This is a genomic window from Streptomyces sp. NPDC044061 (genome assembly GCF_056434305.1).
The window spans coordinates 135,665-158,626 of the sequence record NZ_JBWKFL010000021.1; the positions used below are offsets into that span (position 1 = coordinate 135,665).

Annotated in this window: 19 protein-coding genes and 1 pseudogene; 8 read left to right on the forward strand and 12 right to left on the reverse strand. The window is 71.1% G+C overall.

Going from position 1 to position 22,962, the window contains the following annotated elements:
- Nucleotides 1-69: 69 nt before the first annotated feature.
- Nucleotides 70-1,236, reverse strand: a complete 1,167-nt coding sequence (alr, locus tag AC07CM_RS31175; protein WP_478879805.1) for an alanine racemase — start codon at nucleotides 1,234-1,236, stop codon at nucleotides 70-72.
- 225 nt (nucleotides 1,237-1,461) lie between these two features.
- Here alr and AC07CM_RS31180 point away from each other — a divergent pair, with 225 nt between their 5' ends.
- From AC07CM_RS31180 to AC07CM_RS31190, 3 genes are all read left to right on the forward strand, one after another.
- The gene (locus AC07CM_RS31180; protein ID WP_478879806.1) at nucleotides 1,462-2,214 is read left to right on the forward strand and encodes a CPBP family intramembrane glutamic endopeptidase; all 753 of its coding nucleotides are present in this window, start codon (nucleotides 1,462-1,464) and stop codon (nucleotides 2,212-2,214) included.
- A gap of 83 nt (nucleotides 2,215-2,297) precedes the next feature.
- Nucleotides 2,298-3,560 (forward strand): sensor histidine kinase, encoded by a 1,263-nt coding sequence (locus AC07CM_RS31185; protein ID WP_478879807.1) that lies wholly within the window; start codon nucleotides 2,298-2,300, stop codon nucleotides 3,558-3,560.
- A complete protein-coding gene (locus tag AC07CM_RS31190; protein ID WP_478879808.1) occupies nucleotides 3,512-4,156 on the forward strand; it encodes a response regulator transcription factor in 645 nt (214 codons plus the stop codon). The genes AC07CM_RS31185 and AC07CM_RS31190 overlap by 49 nt, the downstream gene beginning before the upstream one ends.
- A gap of 302 nt (nucleotides 4,157-4,458) precedes the next feature.
- Here the strand turns inward: AC07CM_RS31190 and AC07CM_RS31195 are convergent, their stop codons facing one another.
- From AC07CM_RS31195 to glmS, 4 genes are all read right to left on the reverse strand, one after another.
- Complete coding sequence (locus tag AC07CM_RS31195) at nucleotides 4,459-5,892, reverse strand: NAD(P)H-hydrate dehydratase (RefSeq protein WP_478879809.1); 1,434 nt, start codon at nucleotides 5,890-5,892, stop codon at nucleotides 4,459-4,461.
- 47 nt (nucleotides 5,893-5,939) lie between these two features.
- A complete protein-coding gene (locus AC07CM_RS31200; RefSeq protein WP_478879810.1) occupies nucleotides 5,940-6,311 on the reverse strand; it encodes a holo-ACP synthase in 372 nt (123 codons plus the stop codon).
- Nucleotides 6,312-6,398: 87 nt separating this feature from the next.
- Nucleotides 6,399-6,884 carry an NUDIX hydrolase gene (locus AC07CM_RS31205; RefSeq protein ID WP_478879811.1) on the reverse strand — a complete coding sequence of 162 codons (486 nt, stop codon included), beginning with the start codon at nucleotides 6,882-6,884 and terminating at the stop codon, nucleotides 6,399-6,401.
- Nucleotides 6,885-6,907: 23 nt separating this feature from the next.
- Nucleotides 6,908-8,755: a glutamine--fructose-6-phosphate transaminase (isomerizing) gene (gene glmS, locus AC07CM_RS31210; protein WP_478879812.1), complete on the reverse strand. Its 1,848-nt coding sequence runs from the start codon at nucleotides 8,753-8,755 to the stop codon at nucleotides 6,908-6,910.
- A 758-nt stretch (nucleotides 8,756-9,513) separates the two neighbouring features.
- On the opposite strand from glmS, the gene AC07CM_RS31215 reads away from it, so the two are divergent.
- The 4 genes and pseudogenes from AC07CM_RS31215 (at nucleotide 9,514) to AC07CM_RS31230 (ending at nucleotide 16,319) form a co-directional block, all read left to right on the forward strand.
- Nucleotides 9,514-14,145 carry an RICIN domain-containing protein gene (locus tag AC07CM_RS31215; protein WP_478879823.1) on the forward strand — a complete coding sequence of 1,544 codons (4,632 nt, stop codon included), beginning with the start codon at nucleotides 9,514-9,516 and terminating at the stop codon, nucleotides 14,143-14,145.
- Nucleotides 14,146-14,159: 14 nt separating this feature from the next.
- Nucleotides 14,160-14,513, forward strand: a complete 354-nt coding sequence (locus tag AC07CM_RS31220; protein ID WP_478879813.1) for a hypothetical protein — start codon at nucleotides 14,160-14,162, stop codon at nucleotides 14,511-14,513.
- 274 nt (nucleotides 14,514-14,787) lie between these two features.
- Nucleotides 14,788-15,756, forward strand: coding sequence for a type I pantothenate kinase (coaA, locus tag AC07CM_RS31225; protein ID WP_478879824.1), 969 nt, complete (start codon nucleotides 14,788-14,790; stop codon nucleotides 15,754-15,756).
- Nucleotides 15,757-15,769: 13 nt separating this feature from the next.
- A pseudogene (locus AC07CM_RS31230) lies at nucleotides 15,770-16,319 on the forward strand (DUF389 domain-containing protein).
- On the opposite strand, the gene AC07CM_RS31235 reads toward AC07CM_RS31230, so the two are convergent.
- The 4 genes from AC07CM_RS31235 to rplM form a co-directional block, all read right to left on the reverse strand.
- Entirely contained in the window at nucleotides 16,316-16,849 is a 534-nt protein-coding gene (locus tag AC07CM_RS31235) for a hypothetical protein (protein WP_478879814.1), read from the reverse strand. The pseudogene AC07CM_RS31230 and the gene AC07CM_RS31235 overlap by 4 nt on opposite strands.
- A 205-nt stretch (nucleotides 16,850-17,054) precedes the next feature.
- Nucleotides 17,055-18,413: a phosphoglucosamine mutase gene (glmM, locus tag AC07CM_RS31240; protein ID WP_478879815.1), complete on the reverse strand. Its 1,359-nt coding sequence runs from the start codon at nucleotides 18,411-18,413 to the stop codon at nucleotides 17,055-17,057.
- A 181-nt stretch (nucleotides 18,414-18,594) separates the two neighbouring features.
- Entirely contained in the window at nucleotides 18,595-19,107 is a 513-nt protein-coding gene (gene rpsI, locus AC07CM_RS31245) for a 30S ribosomal protein S9 (protein WP_020941689.1), read from the reverse strand.
- Nucleotides 19,108-19,149: 42 nt separating this feature from the next.
- On the reverse strand, nucleotides 19,150-19,593 hold the full coding sequence (gene rplM, locus AC07CM_RS31250; protein ID WP_020941688.1) for a 50S ribosomal protein L13: 444 nt from the start codon (nucleotides 19,591-19,593) through the stop codon (nucleotides 19,150-19,152).
- Between the two features lie 298 nt (nucleotides 19,594-19,891).
- On the opposite strand from rplM, the gene AC07CM_RS31255 reads away from it, so the two are divergent.
- Nucleotides 19,892-20,767, forward strand: coding sequence for a hypothetical protein (locus AC07CM_RS31255; protein WP_478879816.1), 876 nt, complete (start codon nucleotides 19,892-19,894; stop codon nucleotides 20,765-20,767).
- 3 nt (nucleotides 20,768-20,770) lie between these two features.
- Here AC07CM_RS31255 and truA read toward each other — a convergent pair whose 3' ends face one another.
- The 3 genes from truA to AC07CM_RS31270 form a co-directional block, all read right to left on the reverse strand.
- Nucleotides 20,771-21,628 (reverse strand): tRNA pseudouridine(38-40) synthase TruA, encoded by an 858-nt coding sequence (gene truA / locus AC07CM_RS31260; protein ID WP_478879817.1) that lies wholly within the window; start codon nucleotides 21,626-21,628, stop codon nucleotides 20,771-20,773.
- A gap of 73 nt (nucleotides 21,629-21,701) precedes the next feature.
- On the reverse strand, nucleotides 21,702-22,202 hold the full coding sequence (gene rplQ, locus AC07CM_RS31265; RefSeq protein ID WP_478879818.1) for a 50S ribosomal protein L17: 501 nt from the start codon (nucleotides 22,200-22,202) through the stop codon (nucleotides 21,702-21,704).
- Between the two features lie 125 nt (nucleotides 22,203-22,327).
- On the reverse strand, nucleotides 22,328-22,962 hold a 635-nt coding region (locus tag AC07CM_RS31270; RefSeq protein WP_358645232.1), incomplete at its 5' end, for a DNA-directed RNA polymerase subunit alpha.

The following is a 22,962-nucleotide window of genomic DNA, read 5'->3' on the forward strand; positions in this document are numbered from 1 at the left end:
CCGTTGTGGTCCGTGTTGCCAGTCGGGACAGGAGTAACCAGGGCGTGACGCGCTCGGCCCCCGAAGGGGTTACCCCTCTTGTTCCCCGTTCAGATAGACGCGAGGAACGCGCGTTCCGATGCGTGTGACGATTTCGTACGCGATCGTGCCGCAGGCCTGCGCCCAGTCCTCGGCGGTCGGCTCACCGCGGTCGCCGGGCCCGAACAGCACCGCCTCCGCGCCCACCGGGGGCTCGTCCCCGCCGAGGTCGACCACGAACTGGTCCATCGCCACCCGTCCGGCGACCGTCCGCCACTTGCCGTCGACCAGCACCGGCCCGGTGCCGGAGGCGTGCCGCGGAATGCCGTCGGCGTAACCGACGGGCACGAGGCCGAGGGTGGTCTCGCCGGGGGTGACGTAGTGGTGGCCGTAGCTGATGCCGTGCCCGCCCGGAACGCGCTTGACCAGCGCGAGCGACGCGCTCAGCGTCATCACCGGACGCAGGCCGAAGTCGGCCGGGGTGCCGATCTCCGGGCTGGGCGAGACGCCGTACATGGCGATGCCGGGCCGGACGAGGTCGAAGTGGGTCTCCGGGAGGGTGAGCGTGGCCGGGGAGTTGGCGATGTGCCGGACCTCGGGGCGCACGCCCTGTTCCTCGGCGTACGCCACCATCTCGCGGAACAGGGTGAGCTGGGCGGCGATGGACGGATGCCCGGGTTCGTCGGCGCACGCGAAGTGGGACCACAGGCCGGTGATCCGGACCAGGCCATCGCGCTCGGCGCGCAGGGCCTCGCCGACCAGTTCGGGCCAGTCGGCCGGCTGGCAGCCGTTGCGCCCGAGCCCGGTGTCGGCCTTCAGCTGTACGCGAGCGGTCCGTCCCGCCTGCCGGGCGGCCTCGGTCGCCTCACGCAGGGCCCACAGCCCGCTGAGCGAGACGTCGATGTCCGCCTCGATCGCCTGCCGCCAGGGCCCGCCCGGCACCCACAGCCAGCACAGGACGCGCGTGTCCAGGCCGGCGGCGCGCAGCGCGAGCGCCTCCTCAGGCGTGGCCGTGCCGAGCCAGGTCGCCCCCGCCTCGACGGCCGCGCGGGCGCACGGCAGCACCCCGTGGCCGTACGCGTCCGACTTGACGACGGCCATCAGGGCCGCGCCCGCCGCCCGGGCACGCAGGGCCCGCACATTGGCGCGCAGAGCGGCCAGATCGATCTCGGCCCGGGCGCGCAGGGGCGCGGTCGGCACAGCTGAAGTCTCACTCATGGCGCCCCCAGTCTCTCAGAGGCCCGTGCCGGCCCCGGGCGCAGTGCCGGGTACCCGGCCGCCGCCCCGGCACAGGGACGTCGCCGCCCCTCCTCGGTTCGCCCGCGGGGGTGGACCTGGGTACAGGCGGTTCGGCAACCAGGTGCAGTGCGCGGCCGCGTGCCGTCCGGGACCGTCGGACGCATGCAGACGAGACAGCGATGGAAAGCCCTGTCAGGGGTATATGTGGCGGTCGCCTTCGTGGCGGCCGGAGCACTGGGCGCCGTACAGCCGGCCACCCGGATACCCACGGAGGTCGTCCAACTGACCCAGTTCGGCCCGGCGCTGGGCGTGGCCGTGACGGCGCTGCTGTGGCCGTCCCGGACGCGGCGGCTGCTCGCCGGGGCCTCGGCTCCTGCGGCCTCCCCGAGATGGCCGCGGGCGCGTACGGCCGCACCGTGGTGGCCGCTGCTCACCACGGCCGTCCTGGTCATCCTCCTGTCGGCAGGCCCGTACGCCCTCCTCACCGGCACCCCGCACGCCACCGACCCCCGCGCCCTGCACCATTCCTTCCTCCTGATCGCCCTCGCCCAACTGGTCGGCGCCTGCGGCGAGGAGATCGGCTGGCGCTGCTTGCTGCAGCCCCTGCTGCGCACCCGCTGCGGCCCGCTCACCGCCTCCGTGGCGGTCGGGCTGGTGTGGGGCCTGTGGCACGTCCGGGTATTGGCCGAGAGCCCGGCCTCCGTGGCCGGCTTCCTGCTGGCGACGGTCGCGATGTCCGTCGTACTGGGCCTGGCCCTGGAGGGCGTCGGAGGCCGCCACCGCCTGCTCCTGGCAGGCGGCTTCCACGCCCTGGTCAACCTCGGCATGCTGCTGTTCATGGACGAGGAGACGGGCAGGTCGACACCGATGGTCCTGTTCGGGCTGGCGTGCGCGGTGGTGGCGGTGCCGTACGTGTGGCGCGGGGCGAAGGCTACGATCCCGGCGACTGCGGGGTGATCGGGGCGGGGGGCATGGGGGCGGGGTTCTTCCGGAGGCGTCGTCGGGGTCGCGGGAGTTGTGGGGGCCGCAGGCGTCATTGGGTGCGCAGGAGTCACTGGGTCGCGCTCGGGCGGTGTCAGTTGCTCGGGCTGACCGGGCTGCTGGTCTCCGGTGCCGGGCTGCTGGTCGGCGGGGCGCTGGCGCTGCTGCCGCTCGGACTCGGCTTCCGGCTGCTGCCCACGGCCGCCGGGCTCCTGCGCCGCACGTCCGACCGGTACCGCGCCCGCGCGGTCCGCTGGACCGACCGCCCCCTCAGCCACCCCGACCCCCTCCCCCACGGCACCTCGGCCCGCCGCCGCAGTGCCGCGATCCTCGGTGACGACGGCTTCTGGCGCGACCTGCGCTGGGCCTGGCTGGAGCCGTGGACGGGCGGGCTGGTGGCGGCGGTCCCGCTCGCGCTGGTCGAGTACGGGGCGTTCGGCGCCCTCGTCCAGCCCTTCGTGTGGCGCCGGCTCGGCGAGGGCAACTGGTACGCGTTCGTGCCGGTCGTGTCCCCGGCCACCATGCTCGCCGCCCTGCTGCTCGGCCTCGTCCTCATGGCGGCGGGCCTGCGCCTGGCGCCGTACACGACGACGCTGCACGCCCGCCTCACCCACCGTCTGCTGTCCGCCCCGCGCAGCACCGAGCTGGCACGGCGGGTGGCCCGCCTCACCGACACCCGTGCCGCCGCCCTGGACGTCCACGCGGCCGAACTCACCCGCATCGAAAGGGACCTGCACGACGGCGCCCAGGCACGCCTGGTGGCCCTCGGCCTCACCCTGGACGAGGCGACCGGCCTGCTGGACACCGACCCCCGGGCCGCCCGCGCCCTCCTCCTGGAGGTCCGCGGCGCCTCGGAGCGGGCACTGCAGGACCTGCGCGACCTGGTCCACGGCATCCACCCACCGGTCCTCGCGGACCGGGGCCTCGCCGACGCGGTCCGTTCCCTGGCCCTGGACAGCCACCTGGACGTCGAGGTCGCCGTATTCCTGCCGCCGCCCCGCCTCCCCGCGCCCGTCGAATCGGCGGCCTACTTCGCGGTCTCCGAACTCCTCACGAACGCGGCCAAGCACGCCCGGGCCACGCGGGTGGACATCTTCCTCGCCCACGACGGCACCCGGCTGCGGGTGCGGGTGACGGACGACGGCCACGGCGGCGCGGACCCCTCGGCCGGGACGGGGCTGCCGGGCGTACGCCGCCGGTTGGATACCTTCGACGGCACGCTCGCCCTGCACAGCCCGCCGGGCGGACCGACCACCGCGACCCTGGAGATCCCGTGCGCGTCGTCCTCGCCGAAGACCTCTTCCTCCTCCGCGACGGCCTGACCCGCACCTTGCGCGAGCACGGCTGCGAAGTGGTCGCCTCGGTGGACAACGGGCCCGCGCTGGTACGGGCACTGCGGGAAACGGAGCTTGACGTGGCCGTGATCGACATCCGCCTGCCGCCGACCCACACGGACGAGGGCCTGAAGGCGGCGCTGGCGGCCCGCCGTGCGCGCCCGGGGTTGCCGGTCCTGATCCTGTCCCAGTACGTCGACCAGCTCTACGCCCACGAACTCCTCGCCTCCGGCGAGGGAGCCGTCGGCTACCTCCTCAAGGACCGGGTCACCCGCACCGCGCAGTTCATCGACGCCCTGCGCACGGTCGCCGACGGCGGCACGGTGATGGACCCCCAGGTCATCGCCAAGCTCCTGAGCCGCAGCGAGAAGCGGGGCCGCACCGGCTCCCTCACCCCCCGCGAACACGAGGTCCTCGCCCTCATGGCCGAGGGCCGCTCCAACACCGCCGTCGCCCACACCCTGCACGTCAGCGAGAGCGCGGTGGCGAAGCACATCGCGGCGATCTTCGGCAAGCTGGGGATCGAGCAGTCGCCGGAGGACAACCGGCGGGTACTGGCGGTGCTGGCGTACCTGAAGGGGTGACGCCACCGGGCAGGGGCCCGCCTGACGGTTCCGCCTGCCTCGCGACGCCTGGCACGCGCGCTCGCCGCGCTGCCGAAGCCCTGGGGTCCTTCTTTCGGATCCGGCCGGCTCGGAGCGGCGGCGCCTGCTGTCCGACCCGAGCGGGGTCCGGTGCGTGCAGCTGCAAGGCGGAGGAGGGCGTCGACGCGATGGGGGCGCCCCCGCGCGAGCGAAGCCGAGCGTGGGGGAGTCGGGGAGTGACGACGACGCGGCAGATGTGCGTGCCGGTCCCCGCGCCCCCGGCGAGATCCGCAAGAGAGGCCCTAGCTTCGTACGTCCCTCCACGCCTCCGGAATCAGCGCCGCGACGTCGTGTGCGCCGGCGGGCGCCCCCTGCGCCGCGAACCGGCCCGCGAGACCGTGCAGATACGCGGCCACGCTCCCCGCGTCCAGGGCGGACAGCCCCGCCGCGAGCAGCGACCCGGCGAGTCCCGACAGCACGTCCCCGCTCCCGGCCGTGGCCAGCCACGCCGTCCCGGTGGGGTTCACCCGCACGGCCCCGCCGCGGAAGTCGGCGACCAGCGTCGTGGACCCCTTCAGCAGCACGGTCGCCCGGTACACGGCCGCCAGCTCGCGCACCGCGGCCAGCCGGGCACCCTCGACCTCCTCGCGCCGCACTCCGAGCAGCGCGGCCGCCTCGCCGGCATGAGGGGTCATCAGCGTCGGCGCCGTACGCGCGCTCACGGCGTCCCGCTCGGCCAGCCGCAGCCCGTCCGCGTCGACCAGCACCGGCACGTCGGCGGTGAGCACCTCGGCCACGGTCGCCGCGTCGTCCCCGGCTCCGGGCCCGACGACCCATGCCTGCACCCGCCCCGCCTTGGCCGGACCCCGGTCGGACACGAGCGTCTCCGGGAACCGGGCGATGACCGCGTCCGCCGCCGGCCCGACGTACCGCACGGCGCCCGCGCCACCGCGCAGCGCCCCGGAGACCGCGAGCACGGCGGCACCCGGATACCGCGCGGACCCGGCGGCGATCCCCACCACACCGCGCCGGTACTTGTCGCTCTCCGCCGCCGGCACCGGCAGCAGCCTTGCCACGTCGGCGTGCTGCAACGCCTCCAGCTCTGCGCCGGGCGGCAGTTCGAGCCCGATGTCGACCAGCCGTACCGACCCGGCGTACTCCCGGGCGGGGTCGATCAGCAGCCCCGGCTTGTGCGTCCCGAAGGTGACGGTGAGGTCGGCCCGGATCGCCGCGCCCCGCACCTCACCGCTGTCCGCCTCGACCCCGCTCGGCAGATCCACGGCGACGACAGCCGCCCGCGACCGCTCCACGGCCTCGGCCAACGCCTCGGCGTCCGGCCGCAGTCCGCCCTTGCCCCCGATGCCGACGATGCCGTCCACGACCAGGTCTGCCCGCTCGATCACCGGCCCGGCGGCATCCGGCGTCACCACGGAACCCCCCGCCCGGAGCAGCGCCGCGAGGCCACCCGAATGGGTGCGCTCCGGCCCCGCCGACGGTACGACCGTGACTCCCGCCCCGCGCCGCGCCAGCCGGGCCCCCGCGTACAGGGCGTCCCCGCCGTTGTCGCCGCTCCCGACGAGCAGCACCACCCGGCTGCCGTACACCCGCCCGAGCAACTCCGCACAGGCGGCGGTCAGCCCTGCGGCGGCCCGCTGCATCAGCGCGCCCTCCGGCAGTCGCGCCATCAACTCCCGCTCGGCCGCCCTCACCGTCTCCACGCTGTACGCAGTACGCATGGCATCGAGTCTGCCCCGGAAAGGCGGTCCCCCACACTCGGGGGGCGTCAGCCCTCGGCGACCACCATGGCCGACGCGACTCCCGCGTCATGGCTGAGCGACACATGCCAGGACCGCACGCCGAGCTCCGCCGCCTTCGCGGCCACGGTTCCCCGCACCCGTAGCCGGGGCTGCCCGCTGTCCTCGACGTACACCTCGGCATCGGTCCAGTGCAGCCCCGGCGGCGCGCCCAGCGCCTTGGCGAGTGCCTCCTTGGCGGCGAACCGGGCGGCGAGCGAGGCGATACCGCGCCGCTCGCCACTGGGCAGCAACAACTCACTCTCGACGAACAGCCGGTCGGCCAGTCCAGGCGTGCGGTCCAGCGACGCCCGGAACCGGTCGATCTCGGCGACGTCGATTCCGACCCCGATGATGCTCATGCGGGGCAGCCTACGGTGAGGACCTGCTCGACCAGCCCCGCTACGGCAGGCCTCGCACACGGTGGACGGCCGTTCGCGGCGGGTGCGCTATCGAACGGCTCGTGCGACGAGGTCGTGGATCAGGAACTCGCCGGGTTGGCGGTTCTCCTTGAGCCGGTCGAGGTCGCCGGGGCCGAACCAGCCGTATGTGGAGTGCTTCGACCACTCCAGGGCGGGGTTGGCCAGGTCGCCCTCGACCTCCACCAGGTAGTCGGCCTCGTGACGGACTCCGAGGCCGTCGTCACCGTTCCAGGTGGACGTGCCGAGGAAGCGCCGCACGCGGCTGAGGCGCCACCCCGTCTCCTCCTCGATCTCCCGGGCGAGGGCCCCGAGGAGCGTTTCCCCGGCCTCCACATGGCCGCCCACGATGTCCCAGGAGTCGGGGAACAGCCGGCGCTGCGGGCTCCGCTTCTGCGCGAAGGCCGCGCCGTCGGGGCCGAGGATGACGGCCCCGACGGTCCAGAGCTCACCGGGCGCCGGAACGGGCACCTCGACGTCGGGGTCCACTGTGTACGACTCGTCAGTTGCGGCCATGCCGACAGCGTAGGCCGGGCGCCTCACTCCACCGTCACGGACTTCGCCAGGTTGCGCGGCTGGTCCACCTCGTTGCCCCGGGCCGTGGCCAACTCGCAGGCGAACACCTGCAACGGCACGGTCGCCACCAGGGGCTGCAGCAGGGTCGGGGTGGCCGGGATCCGGACCAGGTGGTCCGCGTACGGAACGACCGCCTCGTCGCCCTCCTCAGCGATGACGATCGTCCGCGCACCGCGCGCCCGGATCTCCTGGATGTTGGAGACGATCTTGTCGTGGAGCACGGACCGCCCTCGCGGCGAGGGCACGACCACGACCACCGGCACGTCCTCCTCGATCAGCGCGATCGGACCGTGCTTCAGCTCGCCCGCCGCGAAGCCCTCGGCGTGCATGTAGGCGAGTTCCTTGAGTTTCAGGGCGCCTTCGAGGGCGACCGGGTAGCCCACGTGCCGCCCGAGGAACAGCACCGTGTCCTTGTCGGCCAGGGAGCGCGCGAGCTTCCGTACCGGCTCCATCGTCTCCAGCACGCGCTCGACCTCGCCCGAGATCTGCGACAGGTCGCGGATGACGGCACGGATCTCGTCACCCCACTTGGTGCCCCGGATCTGGCCGAGGTACAGGGCCACCAGGTAGCAGGCGACCAGCTGGGTCAGGAACGCCTTGGTGGAGGCGACGGCCACCTCGGGCCCGGCGTGCGTGTACAGCACCGCGTCCGACTCGCGGGGAATCGTCGAGCCGTTGGTGTTGCAGATCGCCAGCACCTTGGAGCCCTGCTCGCGGGCGTGCCGCAGCGCCATCAGGGTGTCCATCGTCTCCCCGGACTGGGAGATGGCGATCACCAGGGAACGTCCGTCCAGGATCGGGTCCCGGTAGCGGAACTCGCTCGCCAGCTCCACCTCGCACGGGATGCGCGTCCAGTGCTCGATGGCGTACTTGGCGATCATGCCCGCGTGGAAGGCCGTACCGCACGCGACGATGACGACCTTGTCCACCTCGCGCAGCTCCGAGGCGCTGATGCGGACCTCGTCCAGGGTCAGCGAGCCGGACGGGTCGATGCGGCCGAGCAGGGTGTCGGCGACCGCCTTGGGCTGCTCGGCGATCTCCTTGAGCATGAAGTAGTCGTAGCCGCCCTTCTCGGCGGCGGAGGCGTCCCAGTCGACGTGGAAGGAGCGCACCTCGGCCTCGCGGCCGTCGAAGCCGGTCACCGTGACGCCGTCGCGGCGCAGTTCGACCACCTGGTCCTGGCCCAGCTCGATCGCCGAGCGCGTGTGCTCGATGAACGCGGCGACATCGGAGGCGAGGAACGCCTCGCCCTCGCCGACGCCCACCACGAGCGGGGAGTTGCGGCGCGCGCCGACGACCACGTCCGGGGCGTCCGCGTGCACGGCGACCAGCGTGAACGCACCCTCCAGACGCCGGCACACCAGCCGCATGGCCTCCGCCAGGTCGGCGCAGGAGGAGAACTCCTCGGCGAGGAGATGGGCGACGACCTCGGTGTCCGTCTCGGAGTTCAGCTCGTGGCCCCGCTCGGCCAGCTCGGCGCGCAGCACGGCGAAGTTCTCGATGATGCCGTTGTGGACGACCGCGACACGGCCCGCGTTGTCCAGATGCGGATGGGCGTTCGCGTCCGTGGGACCGCCGTGCGTGGCCCACCGGGTGTGGCCGATACCCGTCGAGCCCGCCGGCAGCGGCCGGTCGACCAGCTCCTTCTCCAGGTTGACCAGCTTCCCGGCCTTCTTCGCCGCGGCAAGCCCGCCGTCCGCCAGCACGGCGACGCCCGCCGAGTCGTACCCCCGGTACTCCAGCCGCTTCAGCCCGGCCATCACGACATCGAGCGCCGACTGCGACCCCACGTATCCCACGATTCCGCACATGTGGCGCAGCCTACGGGCCGGACGGCTCCCAAAAGTGCTGTCGCGTGCCCGAAATCGGAAATTCCCGCGGGGGTGGGGAGGCTTGCGGCGCCCGCCGACTCCGCTGCATCGAGAATCAGCCATCTCCGCGGCGCGCGCAGGCGTAACCGCTGCCGTGGGCGCACACAGAAAGCACACAAAAACTCCTCGAACAGGGGGGCTTCGTGTGCTCCGCCCGCGGACGGCGAGCAGTAGACGGTTTCCGGCCAGCGCCCTGTCGCCCCAAGGGAACCTCTGTACGACCGGGTTCGCGTCTGCGTATGGTGTCGCCGCGCATGAGGGGAACCTGACCATTCCGCCTGCGCGCACATCACTCAGCGACCGGGGGAACGCCGTCGCTCACGGGGAGGGGCCGCATCGCCATGCCGTCGTATCGGGCGCCCGCACACCACAACTCGGCCCGTGACTGAGCTTTCTGAGACTTCTCAGGACGAGCCGCGCATCACTGCTCCCTGCTCTTCGGCCGCCCTCACGGCCCGCACCCCCCTTTGACCGAAAGGGATGCTCCTTTGCACCCCAGACCATGGTTCCGCCCGCCCCGATCACGGAGGCCGGGCCGGAAACGCACCTCCGCCGTCACCTCGGTCGCCGCACTGGCCGTACTGGCCGCTGTGGCGGTTCATCCCGGCTCGACGCGCCTGACCGCCGAGCCGGTGGGTGACTCCTACGCCTGGTACGAGGACACCTCCGCCGAGCAGTTGCGTCAGGACCAGTGCCTGATGGCCGACGTGCTGCGGCTGGGCGGCCCGTCGATGGCCGCGACCGCGCAGGACGGTCTCAACCAGTCGCCGGACAAGCTGCACGTCCTGGCCGACCGCAAGAACTGGGAACAGACTCCGCTCGCCGCCGCGTACCAGAAGGACCGGGACGCGGCCGGCAAGGACCTCGACGCCGTCGACGCGCTCCAGGACGGCTGGAAGAAGCCCCTCGACGGCCTCACCACGCCCGCAGGGTTCACCGACACCGGCTTCCACTGGCCGCCCGGCGCCGGCAACGACGGCCAGAAGAGCTTCTACGAACAGACCGGTCTGACCCCCTGGATCGCCGACCGGTTCTGGAAGTCCGACGACGACTTCTACAAGGACGACACCCCGCAGACCGACGACAAGACCCTCAAGGCCGTCGACGACCTGGGCACCCCCCTCTACGGCAAGGACCCCGACCCGGCCGGCACGACCCAGGCGGAGTGGAACCGCGCGCTCGCCGAGCGCAGCGCCTTCCAGTGGATGCACGGCGGTCCCGCCACGAACGCGGGCGCCGACGACGCCCGTATCCTCCTCTCCTCCGGCGGTTTCCCGCGCACCGCACCGCAGCCGGGCACGCCGGAGTTCCGCATCGCCGTCGAGGACGTGAAGTCCCGCTTTGCCGCGTGCGGCTGGCGTGACCCGCTCGACCCGGACAACGTGCTGGGCGACATCACCTCCACCGCGGCCGACGAGTGGCAGCAGGAGGTCGCCTCCCAGGCCGCCCAGCGCAACCAGGTCCTGGGCGCGAACAAGGACGCCGTCGACGCCCTCGCCAAGGGCGCGAAGGCGCTGGGCGAGATGCTGGGGCACTCGTGGATCGCCGACCACCTCACCCGCTGGCAGGACTACTGGTCCGCGGGCGGCGTCGGGTACGTGGGCGACTCCCCGGCGGTCATCGAGGTGCACGCGTCCAAGGGCAGGTGCCTCGACGTCCAGGGCGCCGGCAAGATCGACGGCACACCGGTGCAGGTCTACACGTGCAACGGCAGCGCGGCGCAGAAGTGGACCATCGAGGGCGACGACCTGGGCCTGCACCTGCGCAACGTCAACGCGCAGAAGTGCCTGGACGTGGCCGGGGGCAAGAACGCCGACGGCACGAAGATCCAGATCTGGACGTGCACCGACGCGGCGTCGCGCACCTGGGACTACAACCTGCGGGCCACCACGAGCCTGAAGAACCCCGCCACCGGCAAGTGCCTGGATCTGAGCTCGTACGACAACGGTAACGACGCGAAGCTGAAGACCTGCAGCGGCGCCGGTCCGCAGCAGTTCGACGTCAAGCCGTCCGGCCACACCGGCAAGGTGCCGCCCGCCGCCCAGTTCACGAAGGCCTCGGCCGGTGTCGCGGCCGCCCAGGCCGGCGCCAAGAGGCAGCTCGCCGTCCTCAAGGCGCAGCTCGCCGCCGCACAGAAGGCCGCCACCACCTCGGACACGGCCGTCCAGGCCGCCTACGGCATCGCCGACACGAACGGTGCGCCCCGCGGCCGCGGTCTGCTGGTGGGCCAGCAGAAGGCGCAGGTCACCAAGGGTGCCGCAGCCGCACTCGCGGCGATGGAGAAGGCGGGTGAGACCGCCGAGGCCGCGACCCGCGCCTCCGCGGGGGACAGCGCGACCATCACGCAGCGTGCCCTCGCGCAGGCCGCGCAGGCGAAGGCGGAGTTCCGCAAGGAGGCCGCGAAGACGGCCGAGTTGCAGGCGAAGGCCGCCGCCGACGCGGCGAAGGTGCACCGGGACAACGCCAAGAAGGACAAGGAGACCGCGGAGGCCAAGCTCGCCGACGCGCTGAAGGCCGAGGGCGACGCCAAGGCGGCCGCCACCGACGCCCACGCCAAGCGGCTCGCGGCGGAGGCCGAGGAGAAGACGGCCAAGGCGGAGAAGGAGAACGCCGCCGCCAGCCGGGCCGAGGCCGCCGAGCACCGCAAGAACGCCGAGTCCCAGGCGACGAAGGCGAAGGACGCCAAGGACAAGGCCGAGGCCGCCGAGAAGACCGCCGGCAGCAGGCGGGACGACGCGGTCAAGGCGAGCGATCACGCCAAGGACATGCGGGACGACGCCTGGGACGCCGAGCAGAAGGCCGAGGCGGCCCGCGCCAAGGCCGACGCCAAGGACGCCTACGCCGACTCCCTCGACTCCGGGGACGCGGCGGACGCCGCCCGCTCCGCCGCGAACGACGCCGACAAGGCAGCCGACGACGCCGAATCCGCCGCGAAGAAGGCCCGTTCCGAGGCCGACGCCGCCACCCGGGCGGCCGCCGACGCCGACGCGGCCGCGACCCGCGCCGAGGCGGCCGCCAAGCGGGCCCGCTCCGACGCGGACGCCGCCCAGGCGGACAAGCTGAAGGCCGACGCGGCCGTCAAGACCGCGACCAGCGCGGTGGCCGACGCCATCAAGGCCTCCCAGGACGCCGCGTCCGAGGCCAAGACGGCGGTCAAACTCGCCGACGAGGCCGAACAGCACGCCAAGGACGCCAAGTCCCAGGCGGACGACGCCAACAAGGAGGCCGGCAAGGCACTCGCGGCCTCGGCGAAGGCGGCGGGCTACGCCCACGTCACCGCCCAGGCCGCCGTGGACGCGGCCAAGGCAGCGAAGCAGGTCGCCGCCCCCGCCAACGACGCGATCCAGCTCGGCTCGCCGTACGTGGACACCGACTCGGCCGCCGGCCTGGTCGTCCTGACCGGACAGGCGTCGAAGTCCATCGCCGACCAGCAGCAGGCCGTCGCCGACGCGCACGCCAAGAACGCACAGGAGGAGGCCGCCGCCGCCAAGTCCCTCGCCGACCAGGCGAAGGGCGACGCGAAGGAGGCGTACCAGCACGCGGCCAACGCGGCCCAGTACGCGTCCGACGCCCGCACGTACTCGAAGGAGGCCCTGGGCTACGCGGCCGACGCGGCCAAGGCCGCCTCGAAGGCCGCCGACTCACTGGCCCGCACCGTCGAGTACGACAAGCAGGCGACGGAGGACGCGGCAGCCGCCGACAAGGCGGCCGGCAACGCCGAGGGCTACGCCAAGGACGCCCGCGACTCCGCCGACGCGGCCGAACTCGACGCGGAGGCGGCCCGCTCGGCGGCCTCCCAGGCCGAACAGGACGCCAAGGACGCCCGCGCAGCGGCCAACCGCGCCGACGCGGCGGCAACGGAGGCGGAACAGGCGGCGAAGGACGCCGACAAGTACGCCAAGGAAGCCCAGGAGGCGGCCGACAGGGCCGAACAGGCCAAGAACAGCAAGCGGATCTCGGACGGCGCCGCATCCGGCATAGGCAGCGTGTTCTGGGACCAGAAGATCGAACCCATCGGGAAACCGCAGATCATCGACCAGAAGAACTGCGGCCGGATCATCCACACCGGCGACTGCGTCATCACGGCGAAGATCCACTTCAACGTGAGGCTGGACATCTATCTGTGCACACTGGCGGAGCTCCCGATCACCGGATGCCCGCATTCGGAGACGATGCTGCTGAAGACGCAGGTCGTCCCGGACCAGTACGACACGGTCACCCGCACCATCTCCGAAGTCGAGTTCAACAGTGGAATCGACCCCGTCGAGGTTCTTCTCGGTGACTTCATCGGGTGCGGCGAGAAGCTGACCGGCAATGGGGGAAGCTGGGGCGATTGTGCCTGGGCCACCTTCGATATCGCCACCTTCTTCGACGGCAAGATCATCAAGGCGGTCGCCGACGCGGTCAAGGCTGTCGACGCGTCCGTGAAGACGGGCATCGGAATCGCCGATGCCTGGAAGGCTCTCAAGGAGGCCGGCCTCGACGAGGATGTCATCGCCGGCATCGGCAAGAAGGAAGCCGAAAAGCTCTCCACCGGCTGCCCGAAGAACAGCTTCCCGGCAGGAACACAGGTCCTCCTGGCCGACGGTTCCCTGAAGGCCATCGACGCGATCACCGACGGTGACCGTCTGCTCGCCACGGACCCGGAAACCGGGGTCACCCGCCCGGCGCCTGTCACCGCGACCTTCTCCCATCGAGCGGACCAGCTCATCGCACTCACCCTCAGGGGCGACGAGCGGATGTACACGACTCCCGGACACCGGGTGTACGTGGCCGGCCGCGGCTGGGTGACCGTTTCGCAACTGAGCCGAGGTGACCGGCTCCGCGCCCGGGACGGCGGGTGGAAGGCGGTGACCGGCTTCCGGACGGTGACGGCACCGCAGGAGGTCTGGGACCTTACCGTCGACGACCTGCACACCTTCTATGTCGTCGCGGGCACTACGCCGGTCCTCGTCCACAACTGCGACGGTCTCCTCGACGACGACCTCTACAAAGAGATCGAGGCCCGCTACGGTCTGGACATCGCCGAAGGCGTGGACTACAACGCCCAACGCATGCACGACGGATCTTCGAACGCCCTCGACCACGAGATCCCGGGCATCGGGCACAACCTGAGAGCTCTCGCCGACTACCTCGCGAGCTGGCGTGGGAAATTCACATACCGTGACACAAGCAAGGGCTCGGAGGTCGTGTACGACGTGGCCAAGAAGGTGCTGGTGGTGAAGACGCCCTACAACATCCACGCGTATCAATACACCGTCGAGCAGTGGGAGAGAGGCGTGCACGGGGGTCGCTTCGTCCTCAAGGCCCCCGGGGTCGGTACCCCGTGAGGGCCAGACCGGTCGTGCGCCGTGAGGGAACGCAGTACTCCGTTCGCTTCGTCGGAGCCCAGCGCGCTCTCCTCGGCGAGTTGCTGCCGTGGCTTGCCTATCGGCGAGAGGGCGAACCCGCCCTCACCGTGTGGGCGGGGTGTGGCAGGGAGCGTCTTGAGCAGCTGCACGACAGAGTGAGCAGTGGCGATCAGGTGGTTCTCTCGCTGGAAGAACTGCACATCCTGCATGCCGTCCTGCTGTCCGTGCACAGCATGTTCGCGTCCGAGGAGGCGTTCAACACCCAACTCGGCTTCTACCGCGAGAACGCGTTCAACCTCGCCAACGGCCTGGTGATGGCCGTCGCGGAGGCTGCTGCGGCAAGCTGATCCGAGCCCTCGCGGTCTCCCTCCCGCGATTCGGAGGGGGACCGCCTTCTGCCTGTGTCCCCGCCCCCTGCCGCGGCTGTCTCGTCCACGCGGATGGTGGTGGCGGCCGACGTACTGGCGCAAGTCCGACGGCTGGCACCCAGGCCTGAACTCGGTGTGGGCGGCGTCCCCGCGAGGGAGCCGCCCACACCTTCCGGGAGCCACGTGACGCACCCCACCCGCACCCCCGTTCAAACTCCGTTAACAATGGACTGTGATCTCACCGGTCTCCTCGATGCCCCGGAGCGCCCACCGGCCCAGGCCGGAGGTGACTCCCTACGTCGACCTCACCCGTGCCGAGTGGAGCGCGCTGCGTGACAAGACGCCGTTGCCGCTCACCGCCGAGGAGGTGGAGAAGCTGCGCGGTCTGGGCGACGTGATCGACCTGGACGAGGTGCGGGACATCTATCTCCCCCTCTCCCGGCTGCTCAACCTGTACGTCGGCGCCACGGACGGCCTCAGAGGCGCCCTGAACACCTTCCTCGGCGAGCAGGGCTCCCAGTCCGGCACCCCGTTCGTCATAGGTGTCGCCGGGTCAGTGGCGGTGGGCAAGTCCACCGTGGCCCGTCTGCTCCAGGCCCTCCTGTCCCGCTGGCCGGAACACCCGCGCGTCGAGCTGGTCACCACCGACGGCTTCCTGCTGCCCACCAAGGAGCTGGAGGACCGCGGCCTGATGTCGCGGAAGGGTTTCCCCGAGTCGTACGACCGCCGGGCGCTGACCCGCTTCGTCGCGGACATCAAGGCGGGCAAGGACGAGGTGTCGGCCCCCGTCTACTCCCACCTCATCTACGACATCGTCCCCGGCGAGAAGCTCACCGTCCGCCGGCCCGACATCCTGATCGTCGAGGGACTCAACGTCCTCCAGCCCGCCCTGCCCGGCAAGGACGGCCGCACCCGGGTCGGCCTCGCCGACTTCTTCGACTTCAGCGTGTACGTCGACGCGAGCGGCGAGGACATCGAGCGCTGGTATCTCAACCGCTTCAAGAAGCTGCGCCAGACCGCCTTCCAGAACCCGGACTCGTACTTCCGCACGTACACGCAGGTGTCCGAGGAGGAGGCGCTCGACTACGCGCGCACGCTGTGGCGCACCATCAACAAGCCCAACCTCGTGGAGAACATCGCCCCCACCCGCGGCCGCGCCACCCTGGTCGTCCGCAAGGGCGCCGACCACAAGGTCCAGCGACTGCGGCTGCGCAAGCTGTAGGCCCGCCTCTCGGATGGGCGCCAGGCTGCATCTGCGCCTGATCACCCCGGCCGATCGGACCGACGAGGCGGTCCGCCTGATCGGGAAGACGGTCCGCACGACCCACCTCGTCGTTCTGCCCCGAGCCGCCCGCAACCCTGCCGGAGACGCCGTCCTGTGCGACGTGGCCCGGGAGGCCGGCGGCGAACTCATCGGTGGCCTGCGGCGATTGAGGCTCGACGACACCGGCTCGATCGCCCTCGAATGGCAGTGACAGTCGGCTTCAGCTATTTCATGGACGGTGCCGACCTGTTCACCAAGGCGGAATCGCCGGCACCCTCTCCCTCACCTCGGCGAAGTCGGGCGCCCTGGTGGGCGTGGCGATCTCGGTCACCACGGTCCCGGCGGCCGCCGACGCGGCGCACGCCTTCACCTGCCCCGAGTACCGGCAGGCTTGCGGCTCCACAGCCCAGCCTCTCCTGAACCTGCTGGGCATCGTCCTGGCCGGAGCCCTGACGCTGCCGGCCCAGAAGTGGCTGTGGGCCAGGCAGCGCGAGCGTACGGCGGAGGACGGCGGCTTCTAGGAGTTGTACCGCGCTTCGCAGTTGGTGATGCTGTCGCCGGGGTCGGCGAACACCGTGTCGGTGCCCGCGCCGCAGTTCACCGTGTCACCGCCGGCATTGTCCTGCACGCTGATCAGGTCGTTGCGGCCGTTGGTGGTCACGGTGTCGGTGCCCGTACCGGCGTCGACGGTGGTGCTGACGGGAACGGCGGAACCGTCGAAGCTGTCATTCCCGTCGCTGAGCGCTATCGCGAGCCGCGTGACAGTGACGATGCTGCCGCAGTCGGCACTGTTGGGATTGCCGGGCACCCGGGTGCAGCCCGGGCCGACCGCGAGGCCGGTCTGGTCCGTGAGGATCAGATGACCGCCGGAAACCGTTGCCGTGACCTGGTTGTTCACACCGGTGCGCGCCTGGAGTCCGGCCAGGCCACCGAAGATGCGGAACGCCGTGGAACCCGGTGTCGGGGCGGCGGCGGCCGGGGTCGCCAACGAGGCGACGACGAGACCCGCGACCAGGGCCGTACCGGCCGCTCGCTTCAGGGTGCTGCTCACGATCTTCATACCGTGTCTCTCACTTCTGTCGAGGGGGTCGCCGCACTGGGGCGACCACGACGTCAGTGAAACAATCAGTGACCGGATACGCACTCTTTGTTACGTGCTTCGAGTGACGCACAGCGGTGCGTCCAGAGACGTTCAGGAACGTCCGGATGCCGTACGGGGCAGGCGCCCGGCCTGCCCCGTACGGCGTCCCGCTGTACTAACCCAGCGCCGACTTCACCGCGTCGGCCAGCCGTCCGGCGACCGACCGGGCCTGGTCGATGTCCGCCGCCTCGACCATCACCCGCACCAACGGCTCGGTGCCGGAAGGCCGGAGCAGCACGCGCCCCGTCTCCCCCAGCTCCCGCTCCGCCTCGGAGACCGCGGCGGCGAGCTCGGCCGACGTCTTCACCCGGGACCTGTCCACGTCCGGCACATTGATCAGCACCTGCGGCAGCCGCTCCATCACGGACGCCAACTCCCGCAGCGTACGGCCGGTCTGGGCCACCCGCGCCGCCAGCAGCAGCCCGGTCAGCGTGCCGTCACCGGTCGTTGCGTGGTCGAGGATGATCACGTGCCCGGACTGCTCCCCGCCCAGGGCGTACCCGTGCTGCTTCATCTCCTCCAGCACGTACCGGTCGCCCACGGCCGTCTGCACGAGCCGGATCCCGGCCCGCTCCATGGCCAGCTTGAAGCCCAGGTTGGACATGACCGTGGCGACGACCGTGTCGGAGCGCAGCTCGGAGCGCTCGCGCAGCGCCAGCGCGAGCACGGACAGGATCTGGTCGCCGTCGATCTCGTCGCCGGTGTGGTCCACGGCCAGGCAGCGGTCGGCGTCCCCGTCGTGCGCGACGCCGAAGTCCGCGCCGTGCTCGACGACCGCGGCCTTCAGCTTGCCCAGGTGGGTGGAGCCGCAGCCGTCGTTGATGTTGAGCCCGTCCGGCTCGGCGCCGATGGTGACGATCTGCGCGCCGGCCCGCGAGAACGCCTCCGGCGAGACCCCCGCGGCCGCGCCGTGCGCCTCGTCCAGGACGATCTTCAGGCCGTCGAGGCGGTTCGGGAGCACCGACAGCAGATGGCCGACGTACTGCTCGAAGCCCTCGTCGTACGACCGCACGCGCCCGACGCCGGCACCGGTGGGCCGCTCCCAGGGCTCGCCGTGCCGGTGGGAGTCGTAGACGGCCTCGATCCTGTCCTCGAGCTCGTCGGCGAGTTTGTGGCCGCCGCGCGCGAAGAACTTGATGCCGTTGTCGGGCATGGCGTTGTGGCTGGCGGAGAGCATCACGCCGAGGTCGGCGCCGAGCGCGCCGGTCAGGTGCGCCACCGCGGGCGTCGGCAGCACGCCGACCTGCAGGACGTCCACGCCGGCGCTGGCCAGGCCCGCGACCACGGCGGCTTCCAGGAACTCCCCGGACGCGCGCGGGTCCCGTCCGACCACCGCCGTCGGCTTGTGGCCCTCGAAGGTCCCCGCCTCGGCCAGCACGTGCGCCGCCGCGACGGACAGGCCGAGCGCCATCTCGGCCGTCAGGTCCGCGTTGGCGACACCGCGCACGCCGTCCGTGCCGAAGAGTCGTCCCACTTGTCCTCCTGAGGAAGCGTCCTTGCTGCCGAGAATGATGGCAGGCGCCGTGACATCCGATCACACAAGCCTCTGAGCGTCTTGTGTCGTTATACGCCCTTGGCTTGGATAAACGAACGCCCCGACGGCACAAGTGGCGTGCCGCCGGGGCGTTCGGAGTACGAGCAGAGGCAGCTGCTGATTAGCGCTTGCTGTACTGCGGGGCCTTGCGGGCCTTCTTCAGACCGGCCTTCTTGCGCTCGACCGCACGGTCGTCGCGCTTGAGGAAGCCGGCCTTCTTCAGCGGGCCGCGGTTGTTGTCGACGTCGGCCTCGTTCAGCGCACGGGCGACACCGAGACGGAGCGCACCGGCCTGACCGGAGACACCGCCACCCGCGATGCGGGCGATGACGTCGTAACGGCCCTCGAGCTCGAGCACCTTGAAGGGCTCGTTGACTTCCTGCTGGTGCACCTTGTTCGGGAAGTAGTCCTCGAGGGTGCGACCGTTGATCTTCCACTTGCCGGTGCCCGGGACGATCCGGACGCGGGCGATGGCGTTCTTGCGACGGCCCAGGCCGGCGGCCGGCTGGGGCTCGCCGAAGCGGGACGCGAGGGACTCGGAGGTGTACTCGCCCTCGACGGGGACGTCCGACTCCGTGGTGTAGCTGTCGATGTCAAGCTCTTCGAGCGGCTGCTCGGCAGTGGTCTCGGCCACGATTCTCCTCAGATTCTCTTCAGTCTTAGGGGGTGGCCGGACTTACTGCGCGACCTGGGTGATCTCGAACGGCACCGGCTGCTGCGCAGCGTGCGGGTGCACGTCACCCTTGTAGACCTTCAGCTTCGAGAGCATCTGACGGCCCAGCGTGTTCTTGGGGAGCATGCCCTTGACGGCCTTCTCGATGGCCTTCTCGGGGTTCTTGTCGAGCAGCTCGTCGTAACGGACGGAGCGCAGACCACCCGGGTAGCCGGAGTGGCGGTACGCCATCTTCTGGGTCCGCTTGTTGCCGGACAGGTGCACCTTGTCGGCGTTGATGATGATGACGAAGTCACCGGTGTCGACGTGGGGCGCGTAGATCGGCTTGTGCTTGCCCCGCAGTAGGGACGCGGCGGTGGTGGCGAGACGACCCAGGACGACGTCCTGAGCGTCGATGACGTGCCACTGGCGCGTCACATCGCCGGGCTTGGGGCTGTACGTACGCACGGTTCGTAGCCTTCGCTTCGAGTGAATGGTCCTGAACAGGTCACCGAAACGATCACGACAGCCTTGACCGCACCACGGTGACGCAAACCGCGTGCTGATCGCTGGTCATCGGCCCGGCGGACCGGTGTAAGGGCCCGTCCCGTGAGAATGAGCAAGCCAATACACAACGAAGAAGCAGATTACCTGCAGGGGCCCGGACGGGTCAAAACGAGGCCCTTCCCCCTCATGTCGGCGGACAAACGTGGCATGCCGCCCGACGCACTCCAGCATCCCGATCCCCCCGTCTAAGATGCGCCCCATGAGTTACGGGCAGGGGGGACCCCAGTCTCAGTGGGATCCCTGGAAACCGCACACCCAGCAGCCCTGGAGCAGCGGCGACGACGGGTCTCCGGACTGGGCCGCGCTCGCCGAGGCATCGGAGACGCGGAACAAACGCCGCAGAGTGCTGTTCATCGGCGGCGGCGTGCTCGCCACCGTCGGGGTCGGCACCGCCGTGGCGATGGCCGTCGTGTCCGCGAACAGCGACAACAACGCCTCGGGCAACCCCACCAACCTGCCCGCCAGCGCGTCGCTGCCCAGCGGCTCGGCCACGGCCCCGTCCTTCGCGCCCACCAGCGCGCCGCCCCCGCTGGATCCGAAGGAATTCATATCCAGCGTCAAGAAGGACACCGCGCCGCTGAGCCCCGAGACGCTCTTCCCGGGCACCCAGCTCACCATGGGCGACACGGTGTACAAGAAGGGCGCGACGGCCGACACGAAGAACTGCGCGTCCGCCGCCGACGCGACCCTGCCCAAGATCCTCACCGCGAACGGGTGCACCCGCCTGATACGCGTCACCTACACCAAGGACGGGGTGGCGGTCACCGTCGGCGTCGCCGTCTTCGACACCGCCGACCAGGCCGCGAAGGCCAAGGCCCGGACCGACGACCGGAGCATCGTGCGCTCGCTGTCCGGCAAGGGCGTCAAGCCCTTCTGCGACGGCGCGATCTGCCGCTCGACGCGCAACTCCGTCGGCCGCTACGCGTACTTCACGATCGCCGGATTCACCAACGGCAAGAACGTCACCAAGAAGGACACGAACGCCTTCGCCGCCGGGGACGACATGCAGCAGTTCACCTTCCGCCAGATCTGGCGCCGCGGCGAGGTCCAGGCCTCGGCGGCCGCGAACGGGTAACGCTCAGCAGCACCCCGCCGACGGAAGCGAGCGCTTGTTCCGGGCCTTCTTGTTCCGGGCCGCGAGCAGCTCGTCGGCGGGGTAGCCGACCTCCTCCAGGGTCAGCCCGTGGGGTCGTACGACGTGCACGGCGGAGTCGCGCACGCCCGCGGCCAGCACCTTTCCGGGCCACTCCGGCGCCCGGTGCCCGTCCCCGACGAAAAGCAGCGCCCCGATCAGCGAACGCACCATGTTGTGGCAGAAGGCGTCGGCCCTGACGGTGGCGGTGACGATGCCGTCGGCGCCGCGCGCCAGGCTCAGCTCCTGGAGCGTGCGAATGGTGGTCGCGCCCTCCCGCCTCTTGCAGTACGCGGCGAAGTCGTGCTCCCCGAGGAGCCGCTGGGCGGCCTCGTTCATGGCGTCGACGTCGAGCGGCCAGTCGTGCCAGAGGACGTGGCCCCGCAGCAGCGGATCGACGCCGCCCGGGTTGTCGGTGACGCGGTAGGCGTAACGCCGCCAGACGGCGGAGAAACGGGCGTTGAAGCCACTGGGCGCCGGCCTGAGGGCCCACACCCGTACATCCTTGGGAAGGCGCCCGGCGAGCCGCTTGAGCAGCTTCTCGTGGTGCTCACGCCAGACCTGTTCGGGCAGGTCGACATGCGCGACCTGTCCCCGCGCGTGCACTCCGGCGTCCGTGCGCCCGGCGACGGTCAGCTCGTACGTCGTGCCCCCCGACCGGGTCACCGTGCGCAGGGCGTCCTCGATCTCCCCCTGCACGGTCCGCCTGCCGCCGGCCTGCTTGGCCCAGCCGTGGAAGCCCGTGCCGTCGTAGGAAAGGTCGAGCCGGAGACGGACGTGTCCGGGCTGTACTTCGTCACTCACCCCTTGATCCTCTCAGGAAACGCGGAACGGGCCCGCCCTCAAGGGGCGGACCCGTTCACTGCAAGGCAGAGCCTCAGGCGTCCTTGGACTCCTCGGCCGGAGCCTCGGTGGCCTCGGTCTCCTCGACCTTGGTCTCCTCGACCTTGGTCTCCTCGGACTCCTTGACCGCACGCTTGGTGGCGGCCTCGGCCTCACCCACGGCCTTCTGCTGCACCGTCAGTGCCTCGACCAGCTCGATGACAGCCATGGGCGCGTTGTCGCCACGGCGGTTACCGATCTTGGTGATGCGGGTGTAGCCACCCGGACGGTTCTCGTAGCGCGGGCCGATCTCGGTGAAGAGCGTGTGGACGATGCTCTTGTCCGTGATGACCTGGAGCACCTGACGGCGGTTGTGAAGGTCGCCCTTCTTCGCCTTGGTCACCAGACGCTCGGCGTACGGCCGCAGACGGCGGGCCTTCGCCTCGGTGGTGGTGATACGGCCGTGCTCGAAGAGCGCCTTCGCAAGGTTCGCGAGGAGCAGCTTCTCGTGCGCGGCGCTGCCGCCCAGACGGGCACCCTTGGTGGGCTTCGGCATTGTTCTTCTCCTGTGTGTCTGCCCCGGCCGTGTCAGGTACCGGGGTCAGTATCCGAGCAGGCGGTCGCCTGTCGGAGATCCGGGGCTCTTGCGAGCCCCGGAGGTGAAACACGGTCAGTACCGGATCAGTACTGCTCGGTCTCCACGAACCCGGCGTCCGCGTCGTCGTCGGCACCGAAGGCGTCCGCGGCGGCGGTCGGGTCGAATCCGGGCGGGCTGTCCTTCAGGGCCAGGCCCATGCCGGCCAGCTTCGCCTTGACCTCGTCGATCGACTTCGCACCGAAGTTGCGAATGTCGAGGAGGTCCGCCTCGGAGCGGGCGACGAGCTCACCCACGGAGTGGATGCCCTCGCGCTTGAGGCAGTTGTACGACCGAACGGTGAGCTCGAGCTCCTCGATCGGCAGCGCCAGGTCCGCGGCCAGGGCGGCGTCCGTCGGGGACGGGCCCATGTCGATGCCCTCGGCGTCGATGTTCAGCTCGCGGGCGAGACCGAACAGCTCGACCAGGGTCTTGCCGGCGGAGGCCATGGCGTCACGGGGACGCATCGCCTGCTTCGTCTCGACGTCGACGATCAGCTTGTCGAAGTCGGTGCGCTGCTCGACACGGGTGGCCTCGACCTTGTACGTGACCTTCAGAACCGGCGAGTAGATCGAGTCGACCGGAATACGGCCGATCTCCTGGCCCACCTGCTTGTTCTGCACGGCGGAGACGTAGCCGCGACCGCGCTCGACGGTCAGCTCCATCTCCAGCTTGCCCTTGC

Bases quoted from the DNA above. Each gene is read 5' to 3' on its own strand.
- alr (WP_478879805.1), bottom strand. From the start codon at position 1,236: ATGAGTGAGACTTCAGCTGTGCCGACCGCGCCCCTGCGCGCCCGGGCC.
- AC07CM_RS31195 (WP_478879809.1), bottom strand. From the start codon at position 5,892: ATGCGTACTGCGTACAGCGTGGAGACGGTGAGGGCGGCCGAGCGGGAG.
- AC07CM_RS31200 (WP_478879810.1), bottom strand. From the start codon at position 6,311: ATGAGCATCATCGGGGTCGGAATCGACGTCGCCGAGATCGACCGGTTC.
- AC07CM_RS31205 (WP_478879811.1), bottom strand. From the start codon at position 6,884: ATGGCCGCAACTGACGAGTCGTACACAGTGGACCCCGACGTCGAGGTG.
- glmS (WP_478879812.1), bottom strand. From the start codon at position 8,755: ATGTGCGGAATCGTGGGATACGTGGGGTCGCAGTCGGCGCTCGATGTC.
- AC07CM_RS31215 (WP_478879823.1), top strand. From the start codon at position 9,514: ATGGCCGACGTGCTGCGGCTGGGCGGCCCGTCGATGGCCGCGACCGCG.
- coaA (WP_478879824.1), top strand. From the start codon at position 14,788: ATGCCCCGGAGCGCCCACCGGCCCAGGCCGGAGGTGACTCCCTACGTC.
- AC07CM_RS31255 (WP_478879816.1), top strand. From the start codon at position 19,892: ATGAGTTACGGGCAGGGGGGACCCCAGTCTCAGTGGGATCCCTGGAAA.
- rplQ (WP_478879818.1), bottom strand. From the start codon at position 22,202: ATGCCGAAGCCCACCAAGGGTGCCCGTCTGGGCGGCAGCGCCGCGCAC.